This window comes from Aeromonas sp. S12(2024), assembly GCF_041402305.1.
GTDB lineage: Bacteria > Pseudomonadota > Gammaproteobacteria > Enterobacterales > Aeromonadaceae > Aeromonas > Aeromonas veronii.
In genome coordinates, this window is record NZ_JBGLRB010000014.1 from 56,648 (window position 1) to 68,768 (window position 12,121).

Consider the following 12,121-nt stretch of genomic DNA (forward strand, 5'->3'; position numbering starts at 1 on the left):
ATGGCAATCATTGTCGAAAATAGCGAAAAGACCCACTTAGTCTGGTGCGGTATGATTATTGAACAGACAAGTACCCTCTAGGTACTGATGTTGGTGGTTAAGGTTTTGCTGGAGGTTGTATGGCTGAGTTGCAAATTGAAAAGTCCACGGTGATCTCCCAACTCGAGGGCTCCGTGTTTGTCATCAGTGCAGATGGATCTGTCATACGAGCAAAAGTGGGGATGGCATTGCAGCCGGGGGACCGCCTGCAAACTGCCCAAGGGGGCCACTTTCAACTAGCCGAGCCGGGCAGTGATCCTGCTGGTGAGCATGATATGGCCGCCAAACCTGAGCCTGCTGCTGATGGACAACCGACTGATCCGGAACTGGCCTCATTGCAAGAGGCGATCCGTCAGGGGATTGACCCGACCGAATTGTTCCAGGAGACCGCCGCCGGTAACGCAGCCGCTGCAGGTAATATCGGTGGTGTAGCCGGTTCCAGCTCGGGTGGTTTTGTGGTGGTCGATCGTACCAATGACGCCACCCTGGCCGAGGCCGGTTTTGATACCGACCATGCGGTGCAACCTGTCGGCGATGAGCTGCTGTTTTCAGAAGAGCGCGATTTCTTTGCCGCCATCACCATCACCGAACCCCAAACCAGCGACAACATTATCAACGCCGATGAAGCGGCTGGCGTCATCATTCGTGGTGTGGTGGATGATGTGGAGGTAGGCCAGCCAGTCACTGTGACCCTTATCGATCAGGCGGGAAATTCACTGACGGTGACGACCGTGGTGCTGCCCGGCCTGGTGTGGGAAGCCAATTTTGGCGATGTGACCGGCAAGCTGGTGGATGGCCCGTTGCAGATTGTGGCCAATACCCAGGATCAGGCTGGCAACAACGCCAGCGATACCGGACAGACTCTGCTCGATACCATCACCACCATTACCCTCGATCTCGCCGATGAGAGCGACACCGGCGCCAGCCAGATCGATGATCTGACCCGCGACAATACCCCGCTGCTGCAAGGGAAGGGGGAGCCCGGCGCCACCGTAACCCTGAGCCTTGGCGGCAGCGTGCTCACCGTCCTGACGGTGGATGCCGCCGGTAACTGGCAGTATCAGTTGCCGCAAACCCTGGCCGATGGCCAGTACCAGTTTCAGGTCAATTCCATGGATTTTGCCGGCAACCGCTCCAGCGATACCCTCGTTATCAATGTCGATACTCAGGCATCTATCGACATCGATGATCTCGATACCACGGCCCTGTTTGGCAACAGCAGCGCCACCCTGAGCGGCGCCACCAGCAATGTGGAGGCGGGTCAGAGTGTCATCATCACTCTGGTCGACAGCAATGGCCAGCCGCTGTTGACCACCTCGGCACAGGTCGGGGCCGATGGCCGCTGGCAGGTATCAGGTCTTGATCTCTCCGGTATCAATCAATCCTTTGAAGTGCGTGCCAGAGTCACCGATCTGGCGGGCAACAGCGCCAGCGATGGGGTGCCGCTGATCGGTCAGAGCGAAACCCTGACGCTCTCCGAAGCCGGATTGGCCGATGGCCCGATCACCGCGACCGGCAGTCTAAATACCGGTGCCGGCCAGGATGGCAATCTGCAAGTCCAGTTCGCCGTTGACCAGAGTGCTTTGGAAGGGCTGGGGCTCGTCAGCCATGGCGCGCCTCTTGGCTACACCATCAACGGTCAGACCCTGACCGCCAGTGCCGGTGGGGCGACTGTCTTCAGCCTGACCCTCAACAATGACGGAAGTTACCGCATCGTCTGGAGTCAAAGCCTGGATCACGGTCAGGACGCGTTGCGCCTGCCGTTTAACCTCGAATATCGCGATAGCGACGGCGATCTGGTGAAGGCGCCGCTGGTGATCAATCTGGTGGACAGCAATCCGCCCAGCTTCGAGATCCCGGCCATTCTTCTGACTGAAGATGCCTTTACTAACGGCGCCGCCGTGGTGGGCGAGAGCAGCTTTGTGGTCAAACACACCGCCGATCCTCTGCTGGTGGATTCGTTGGTGTTCAGCAATCAGAGCAGCATCCTGACTACCCTCAACGGCTCGGGTCTTGCCAGCGATGGTCATCCGCTGACCTTTGAATTTGCCGATGATCGCACCTTGGTAGGTTACTACCTGGATGGCAGTGGCCAACGGGTGGAGGTGCTACGCGCCGAATTGAATGCGCAGCAGCAGGGCAGCGATCTGGCTGGGCGGGTGGTGGTCACCCTCACCGGTCCGCTCGATCATCAGGGCAGCGACACGCTTTCCCTCGGTTTGCAGGTAAGCGCCAACGAGATCGATGGCGACAGCACCAGCGCCGACCTGACCCTGACCGTCAATGATGGCAGTGATCCCGCATTGGGCATCGACAAGGGGGTCGCCCTGCAAGAGGGGGGCAACCAGAGCATCGATGGCCAACTGCCGGTGATGGTGGGGAGCGATCGTCTGATCTCCCTCAACTTTGAGGCCAGCCAACCGGCGCTGGATGGGCTCACCAGCCAGGGCAAGGCGACGAGTTACGAGGTTCAAGACAACCAGCTGATCGTCAAGGATTGGCAGGGCAAGACGATCCTCACCGTTACCATCGGGCTGGATGGCAAATACAGCGTCTCCCTGACCGGGGTGTTTGACGAGCCGGAAGCAACTAACAGCCTCAATCTTGGCCTGAAGGTACAGGGTTCAGATTTTGACGGCGACAAGAGCAACTTCGGCACCCTCAATATCACCATTACCGATGGTGCCTTGCCGCAGGTTAATCCTGTCTCCCTCACTCTCACCGAAGATAGCAACTGGCAGCAAGGCCAGACCCTTGACGGTGATCTGACTATCACCGCGGGCAGCGATCCGCTGGCCAGCATCACCTTCGATGCCAACCAGCCAGAACTGCAAGGGTTCACCTCGGGCAAGCAGGCCGTGACCATCACGGTGGCTGATCATCTTATCGAGGGGCGTACCCCAGATGGCAAGCTGGTGTTTGAGCTGACCCTCGGTAACGATGGCAAATACAGTTTCACCCTCCATCAACCGCTGGATCAGGGCAGTGCCGACAGCCTGCTCAAGGTGGGCTTTACCCTTCTCGACAGCGATGGTGACAAGGTCTCCTCTACCATTACCGTGGCGGTGGGTGATGGTGCCAATCCGACCATCTCCGCCGTGACCGGCACCACCATCACCGAGATGACGCAAGGGGAGATGGCAGCCGTCAGCACCATGAGTTTCTCGGTTGCTCACGGCAGTGATGCCCTTGATCCTAACTCCCTTGGCTTTGATATCGCCGCTATCCAGAGCACCCTGACCGGACTGACCAGCCACGGTAACCCGGTCACTTTCGCCGTTGATCCCGCAACCGGCCAGCTGGTCGGAACCGCCGGTGGCCAGGTGGTGCTGCGCGCCGAGCTCAGCCTGGTCGATAACAACGGTAATTGGAGCGTCACCGCCAAGGTTACCCTGAGCGGCGAGCTGGATCACAAGGGGAGTGAATCCCTCAACTTGCCGCTTGCCGTCACCCTGGCCGACAAGGATGGCGATCGCATCGGTACCACGCTGCCGCTCACCATCGTGGATGGCAAGGCCCCGAGCTTTATTCCGGGCAAAGGCGTGTCTCTGGATGAGGGGGACCTCACCGGCAGCAACAGTCTGAGTCAAACCGGTCACTTCGACGTGCAAGCCGGGTCGGATCGGGTGGTCGAGGTGGCCTTTGCCGATGGCAGCCAGCAACCGGCGCTCACAGCCCTCGGCCAAACCGTCAAATACGAGCTGGTTGATGGGGACTCCGCCATCCCCGGTAGCCAGCTCATCAAGGGCTATGTGATGGTCGATGGCCAGCGGGTCGAGGTGTTCGAGGTCAAGCTGGTTGGCAGCCTCGATCAGGCGGGCAAGAACGGGTTTGACTATCAGGTGACCCTCTATCAGGGGATCCATCAGGGCGGCAACGCCGTGACCGAGCTGCCCATCAAGGTGATTGTCAACGATTACGACAAAGCGGGCGGCAACAACGACAGCACCAGCGGCACCCTCAATATCCAGATTGGGGAAGGGGAGAAACCGACCCTCACCCTGACTGGCGTCACCTTAAGCGAAGGGCGTTTCGATGGCGCGAACTCGACCACTGATGACCAGCAGGCGATCGGCAAGATCACCATCAAGGCTGACTCGGATCCGGTGACCGATGTGCGACTGACCCTCTCCGGTCAGGTTATGGATGCCAGCGGCAAGCCCATTACCCACAATGGCGAAGCCTTGACCTGGAAAGCGGTTGGCACCGATGGTCACACCTTCCAGGCAGTGACCAGCGGCGGTCTGGTAGTGATGACGGTGTCCATCCCCACTGCGCCAGCCAGCATTGCTGCTCATACCACTGCAACCATCGACTATCAGGTAACGGTGCATACCAACCTGGATCACGGGGCGAATGACAGACTCAACCTGACCTTACCAATCAAGGTGACCGACAGCGATGGCAGCGTGATCACTGGCAGTACCACTGCCGTAATCATCGATGCTGACAATCCCGTGATCACCGCTATCGAGGGGGTCACCGTCAAGGAGTCGGATCTCAACGGGGGCAATGGCCAGCATGGAGGCACCAGCCCGTCAGGCACGGGAGAGGTTGCCATCGGTCAGGTGACGATCGCCGCCGGGAGTGACCGGGTGGCTTCTCTGCAACTGGATGTGGCTCGCTTTAACGCCCTCAACACCCTCACGTCGGGGGGCAAGGTCGTCACCATTGGCGCAGATAGCCAGCCGGGTGTGTATCTTGGCAAGGACAGCGCAGGCAAGATCATCTTCAAGCTGACGTTGGATGTCTCCGGCCGCTACACCTTCGAGCTTATCGGCAATCTTGATCACAGCGCTCAGGGCAAGGATCTGCTGGATATCCAGCTGCCGTTACAGGCGCGGGACAGTGACGGAGACCTCAGTGCCGAAGTGATTGGTCATGTGAGCGTGCAGGATGATGTGCCCGTCGCCATGGATGCGAACAAGACCCTGAATGAAGGTGCGAAAGTGACCGGCGATCTGCTGGCCACCGCCAGTGAGGGGGCGGACGATGCGGTAGTGAAATCGGTCACCATCAATGGTACCGAGCACCCCATCGCCGCAACGGGCAATACCACCATCTCGGTAACAGATGGCACAGGACAAGTCATCGGCACTCTGGTTATCAATGCCGAGGGTAACTACAGCTTCACTGCCAGGCCGGGCATTGATCACAGCAACAGCACTCTGGTGCAGCAGATTGAGTTCCACCTGGTGGACGGTGACGGAGATACCGATGATGGGGTTCTGACCCTGACCATCCGGGACGAGGCTGGCATGCTCAGCGTGAGCGCAGTCACCGGCCAGGAGGATGCCGGAGCAACCGATCCTAGCCAGGGAATCCCCATCACCATGAATCTGGATGTAGGGGATTTCGATCGGGGCGAGCATGTGGAGCAGCTGCTTATCCAGGCACCTGCCAATGCCCAGGGAACCTTCTATTTCAACGGTGTCGCGCTGACCACCATCACCCTGGGTGGCAAGACCTGGTATGAGGTGCCGCCTGCGGCCATGGTGGCGGTGGCCAACACCAACGACAAGTTCCAGCTCACCGGTGTCACCTTCGTGCCTAACCACGACTACTCGAGCTACAACAACGGAGGCAATCCGCTGCGCTTCCCGGTGCAGTTGCAGGTGGGCGTCACCGAGGGGAGCAAGCCCCCGGTGCTCACCGGCAATCTGGACATCACGGTGCAAGGTATTGCCGACAAACCCCTGTGGGATGCGGGTAGCACGCACCAGCACTACACCACCAACGAGGACAGCCGCGGCATTGCCCTCAATGTGCAGGCGGGCCTCACCGATACGGATGGCTCCGAGACCCTGAGCTACCAGATCAAATGGGAGGCGGGCAAGGGCACGCTCACGCTCAACGGGGTTGAACTCAAGCCAAATGCCAGCGGGCTCTATACCGTATCTGCAGCCAATATCAACAAGGTGACCGTGGTTCCGGCCAAGGATTTCAGCGGTGACATCAAGCTGTCGGTGACCGCGATCAGCACGGAGCAGAACCCGATCGCGCCGGGTCAGGGTACGGCGCAGGGAGACAAGATTGAACTGGTGATAAACGTCACTCCGCAGGCGGATGACGCCAAACTCACCGTGCGCGATATTCAGGGCAAAGAGGATACCTTGCTCGATCTGGGCAGCAAGATTGGCCTCGCCCACCTGGGTGACACCACCGATGGCTCCGAGCAGATGTTTGTCCGCATCAGTGGCCTGCCTGACGGCGCAACCTTGTTGCTGGGTGGTTCCGCCGTTGCACAGAACATAGCCGGTTACTATGAGGTTCCTGTTGATCGGATTGGCGAACTCGAGCTGCAACCGCCGAAAAACAGCAACGTTGATTTCGATCTGACCATCAAGGGGGTGGTGAAAGACACGGCGACCTTGACCGATGCCAACGGCCAGACCCATACCGTGGTGAACGAGAAGGAGACCGGCTCCCAGATCCTTCATGTGGATCTAGTGGGGGTGGTGGATCAGCCTCACTTCGAGCTTGGCAATACCGGCTGGGAGGTCGAGGGGACAGGCTATGCCACCACAGTAGGTGAGGATGGACGGGCACCGCTCAACTTTACCCTCACCTCGGGCGAGTGGGTCGATACCCCGCATGACACTTCCGAGAGCCTCAACGTGGTGCTGCAAGGGCTGCCGGAAGGTGCCCGGGTCTTTGATGCCAATGGCAAAGAGCTGACTCTTACCTTTGCCGGACTCGACGCCCATGGCAAGCCGACCTATCAGGTCGATGTCTCCGATTTTGGCAACCTGCTTATTCAGCCGCCCCATAACAGCACGGCGGATTTAAACCTGATCGCCAAGGTGGTGGTGACCGAGAACGATGGCGACCACAAGAGCTTCGAGGTGCCGCTGCATATCAAGGTGGAACCCGAGATTGACGCCACCGACTACAGCAAGACCAGCCATGGCCTGGAAGATCAGTTCACCGTGCTGGACTGGCATCCGACCCTTACTGACGGCGCCGAGAAAGTCACGGCGCTGAGTCTCTCCGGGGTGGAGGATGGCTACCAGATCTGGCTGCGAGTCGGCGGTGTCGAGAGCCAGCTGACCGTGGTCAGTGGCAAGGTCACCCTGACTGCTGCCCAGCTCGACAGCCTGCTCAACGGGGGGCAACTGCTGGTGAAGGCGCCGGAGGATAGCGATCGGGATACCACTATCCAGAGCCATGTTACCGTGACCCAGCATGATGTGGATTCGGGCGCGGTGGCCGAGAAGGTGATCGATGGCAATCTGCATGTCGATATCCAGGCCGTGGTGGAGCCCGATGGCGTGCTGACCCAGAGCGGTGGAGCTCTCGTGGGGCAGAGTGGGGCTGATATAGACCTGACTGGACGCTTCATCTTTACCGACCTCGATCCCTCGAGCGTGGAGGAGATCGACTATCTGGTGATCAACCTGCCGGTGTTGAACGGTGGTGCAGGCGATCAGTTCGTGGTGGTTGGCGGTATCAACAACGGTAACGGCAGCTGGATCGTGCCGGCGGGCAATCTCGGTAGCTTCAAGCTGCATGCGCCGGACGGGTTTGTCGGCAAGGTTCAACCGATCCGCATCGATGCCATGGTGATCGACCGGGGTGATGATGGCGATGCCAGTGCCCACGTCAAAGTGAGCCTGGAAACCAGTGCCGAATTTGAGAACAAGCCAGTGACGCCCAAGACACCGGCGGCGACTGTCGATATCGACGACAACGCCGTGCTGGTGGGCAAGGAGGATATCCGGGTTGATTTTGGTCAGCAGCTCAAAGGCGTTATCCATATCGGCGCCGCCGATCAGGCCAGCGACGAGGTGACCATTGTCCTCAAGGGGTTGCCAGCAGGCGTCACCATCAGCGGCGCCGAGTACAACATCTCGACCGGTGAGTACGTCATCAAGGTGCCGCCGTCACTGGCGGGCCTGGAAGGGTTGACCCTCGGCTTGCCACAGGACTTTGCCGGTTCGCTCAATATCGAGGTGAAGGTGGTGAATACCGATACCGCCAGTGGCGATATCAAGGTCGACAGCAGCACGGTTAGGGTCGATGTGGCCCCCGTAGTCGATGTGAATGGTGGTCGTGGCGAGCATCCGGAACTGACACTGACCGTGCAGGACACCAATCAGGACGGGCAGCCGGACAATCTGGAAGATAGCGAGATCCACCTCGATCTCTCGGTGAAACTGGCCGATATCAGCCCCTCCATCGCGGGCGGCGGTCTCGAAACCGTTGAGCGGGTCACCATCACTGTGGATGCCAAATATGGTTACTTCCTCGATGGCAGCGGCCAGCCGGTTAACACCCTGGTGGTCAACGACGTGGCTGCCCTCAAGGACTTGGTGTTTGTGCCCAAAGAGCACTTCAGCGGTCAGGTACCGCTCGACATCAAGGTCGATATCGTCGATACCGCGCTGGTCGGCGGCCAGCAGGTGACTGACAGCGGCAGCTGGAGCGGACAGGTCGGCTTTGAGGTGAGACCGGTCAACGATCCGGCTCAACTCTCGGTGCACAGCGTCACGGGGAGCGAGGATGGCACGGTCAACCTTGCCGGATTTGGCGCAACCCTAATCGATAACGATGGCTCGGAGCAGATCGTCGCGCTGCAGATCAAGGGGGTACCGGATGGCTTCACCCTGTCGGCTCCGGCGGTCAACAATGGTGGCGGCGTCTGGCAGATCCCGGTGGGGACCGATTTCTCCAAGCTGACCCTGATCCCGCCAGCTGATTTCAGCGGCAGCGTGGAGCTGTCGCTGAGCGCCTTTACCCTCGACAAGGGGCTCACCATTCCGCTCGAAACCAGTGGCAGCTTTACCGTCACCGTCAATCCGGTGGGGGATGCCCTTATCGCCGACATTCAGGAGCAGGCGAGCGGTACCGAAGGGGATGTGATCACGCTGGATCTGGGGCTGGAGACCCGGGATACCCAGCCAACCGGCGGCAGTGCGGGTAATGTGCATGAGAACAAGCCCGAGCAGGTGCGGGTCACTATCGAAGGGGTGCCTGATGGTGCCGAGATCCGCTTGCCAAATGGCGTGGCTGGGACGGTTGTTGATCTGGGTGGCGGTCGCTGGCAGGTCACTACCGAGGGCGGCAAGCTGGGTGCTGTCGAGCTGGTGACCAATGATGCCAACGGTGCACTGGATCTCAAGATCACTGCCCAGAGCCTCGACAACGGCGCCCTTGGCCCCGAGGTCAATGGCACCATCCATGTGGATGTAAGCCCGGTCAACGATGCGCCAATCAACGTAATGCCAACAACCCCTCAGGTCGCGCAGGAAGATCAGCCTTTTGTCATCCACGGTTTGCAGGTGAAAGATGTGGATGCGGGCAACAGCCCCATCAAGGTCACCCTGTCGGTGGAGCATGGCACCATGACGCTGCCTGCTGGCAGCGGCGTGACGGTAGTCGGCAACGGCACCGGTTCGCTGGTGCTGACCGGCACGCTGGCCGATCTCAATGCCTTGCTCTCTGGCGGGGTCACCTATCAGGGCAACAGTGATTTCTACGGCAATGACGCCCTGACCATGGTCACCAACGATCAGGGGAACACGGGTAGTGGCGGGGCACTCAGCGATACCGATGTGCTGCCCATCGAGGTGCAGCCGGTTAACGATGCGCCGGTCAATCAGCTGCCTGGCAGCATGACGGTGAAGGAAGATGGCTCCCTGTCGCTCTCCGGTGTCAGCGTGAAGGATGTGGATGCAGGCAGTGCGCCTGTCTCCATGGTGCTGCGGGTCGAACATGGTGTACTGACCTTGCTGGGTGCAACCGGTGCCGTGATGGTGCAGGGGGCGGGTACCAGCGAGATCACCCTGGTGGGGTCGTTGGCTGATCTCAACCAGTTGCTGGCAAGCAACCTGCACTATGAACCGGCCAAAGATTTCTGGGGAGAGGATACCCTTACCGTCACTACCTCCGATCAGGGCAACAGCGGTGCGGGCGGTTCTCTGAGCGACACCGATCAGGTGACCATCACTGTCACTCCCGAGCCGGATATGCCAGGTCTGACGGTGGATCAGCATGCGTTCCATGCCTTGCAGGGGGCCGTTATCCCCCTTGGCATCAATGCCAGCGTGGTCAATCCGGCCACCGGCGAGCTCTCCATCCGCATCAGCGGCCTGAATGGGGCGCAAGTGCATGACGAGCATGGCCAGAGCGTTGGTCATGCCGATGGCAATGGCGACTGGCTGATCCCGGCCGATCACTCGGTTCCGCTCTACTTCAGCGGTTTTGGCGACGGTGACCATGTGCTGGGGATCAGTGCCGAGTCGAGTGTCGGCGGTTCAACCGTCAGCACGCCCCTTGAGACCATCACGGTGCACGGCCAGAGTGGTCATGAGTTGGTCGGTTCCGATCAGGGGGATTGGCTGTTTGGCTCCGCTGGTGATGACCGTCTGCTGGGGGGTCATGGCAATGACATCCTCACTGGCGGTGCTGGCAGTGATCTCTTCGTTTGGCAGCACGGGGATGAGGGGAGCCAGGGGCAGCCCGCCATCGATACCATCACCGACTTCCATCCGGAGCAAGGGGACAAGATCGATCTGGCTGACATGCTGCAAGGGGTCACTGGCAATGGTGTCGATGATCTGCTCAAGCATCTCTCAGCCTCGGTGACCACGGGGAGCAATGGCCTGAGTGATGTTAACCTATCGGTGGCGCCAGCCGGGGATGGTCATGTGACCCAGCAGATCACCCTGAAGGATGTGGACCTGACCAGCTGGAATCTCACCAGCACCTCGTCCCACGATATCCTGCAGAGCATGCTGGAAGATCAGCATAGCCTGATCATCCAGCACCCCTGATAGCGTGCGTGAAGCGTAAAAAGAAGAGCCGGCAATTGCCGGCTCTTTGTTTATCTCTGCGTGGATTGTTTTTATGCGGCCGCAAGGGCCGGGGATTCAGGCCAACGCCTGGGCCAGCAGGTGGATCGGATGTTCACAGCGGAAGCTGGTGCTCATCTCGATCTGCCATTTGCAGGTCTCGCAGTCGGTGATCACCAGATCGGGGGAGAGGCGGTTGATTTGATCAAACAGCCCCTCGCCGATGGTCTGGCTGGTCTGGTAGTTCTCCGACTTGAAGCCGTAGGTGCCGGCGATACCACAACACTGGGACTCCAGCACCGTCACCTTGACCCCGGGAATGGCGCGCAGCAATTCGAGGGTGTAGATGACGCCCCCCATTTTTTCCATGTGGCAGGGGGTGTGGTAGGCGATGTGCAGATTGAGCGGCTTCATCGCCGGTTTGTTGCCCTTGTAGAACTCGTTCCACAGGAAGCGGGTCACCAGCGAGATGCGATCCCGCACCTTGTGGTTGTCCTGCTCCAGCAGGTGGGGATATTCGTCCCGCAGGGTGAAGCCACAGGTGGAGGAGGTGGCCAGCAGTGGCATCTCGTTGCCCAGCAGGGAGTTCTCCATCTGCTTGATATTGAAGGCCGCCTGTTGCTTGGCCTTGTCCATGAAGCCGTTGGCAATCAGCGGTACGCCGCAGCATTTCTCCCGCTCCAGCAGCTGGACACCGATGTTCATGGCGTTGAGCACCTGCACCAGCTCCTTGCCAAGCTGCGGGTGGTTGTAGTTGACATAGCAGCCGTGGAAGTAGGCGATCTGGCGCTTATAACTGGCCTGGGTCGCCTTCTGCTTTTTGTACCAGCCGCGGAAGGTGCCCTGGGAGTATTTGGGCAGATCGCGGTGGGATGAGACACCCAGCGCCTTGTCCAGCACCAGCTTCATCGGCTTGAGGCCGGTAGTGAAGTTGACCACCGGCGCCATCAGGGTAGACATGCTGCCCATCAGATCGGTGTGGGAGAGCACGAACTCGCGGAGCCCCGGTTTGAAACCGCTGTACTGATGCTTGGCCTTGGCGATGATGTCACCGATGCGCACCCCGCTCGGGCAGGCTACTTCGCAGCGCTTGCAGTTGGTGCAGTGCTTGAGGGCGCTGTCAAAGAGCTCGGGGCTCTTGATCCGCAGCCGCTCCCCATCCGGGCCCGCCTGTTTCGGGCCGGGGTAGGCGGGGTTGGCCTTGGCCACCGGGCAGTAGGCGGTACAGACGGTGCATTTGATGCACTGATCGAAAGTTTGGTTGGCGTGATCCAGTAGCATGTCAGTTC

At 59.7% G+C, this 12,121-nt stretch carries 2 protein-coding genes; one reads left to right on the top strand and one right to left on the bottom strand.

Going from position 1 to position 12,121, the window contains the following annotated elements; translation table 11 throughout:
- Window positions 1-119: 119 nt before the first annotated feature.
- Window positions 120-10,814 carry a retention module-containing protein gene (locus ACB035_RS14230; RefSeq protein ID WP_371167516.1) on the top strand — a complete coding sequence of 3,565 codons (10,695 nt, stop codon included), beginning with the start codon at window positions 120-122 and terminating at the stop codon, window positions 10,812-10,814.
- A gap of 96 nt (window positions 10,815-10,910) precedes the next feature.
- Here the strand turns inward: ACB035_RS14230 and glpC are convergent, their stop codons facing one another.
- The gene (gene glpC / locus ACB035_RS14235) at window positions 10,911-12,113 is read right to left on the bottom strand and encodes an anaerobic glycerol-3-phosphate dehydrogenase subunit GlpC (protein WP_371167517.1); all 1,203 of its coding nucleotides are present in this window, start codon (window positions 12,111-12,113) and stop codon (window positions 10,911-10,913) included.
- Between the last annotated feature and the right edge of the window lie 8 nt (window positions 12,114-12,121).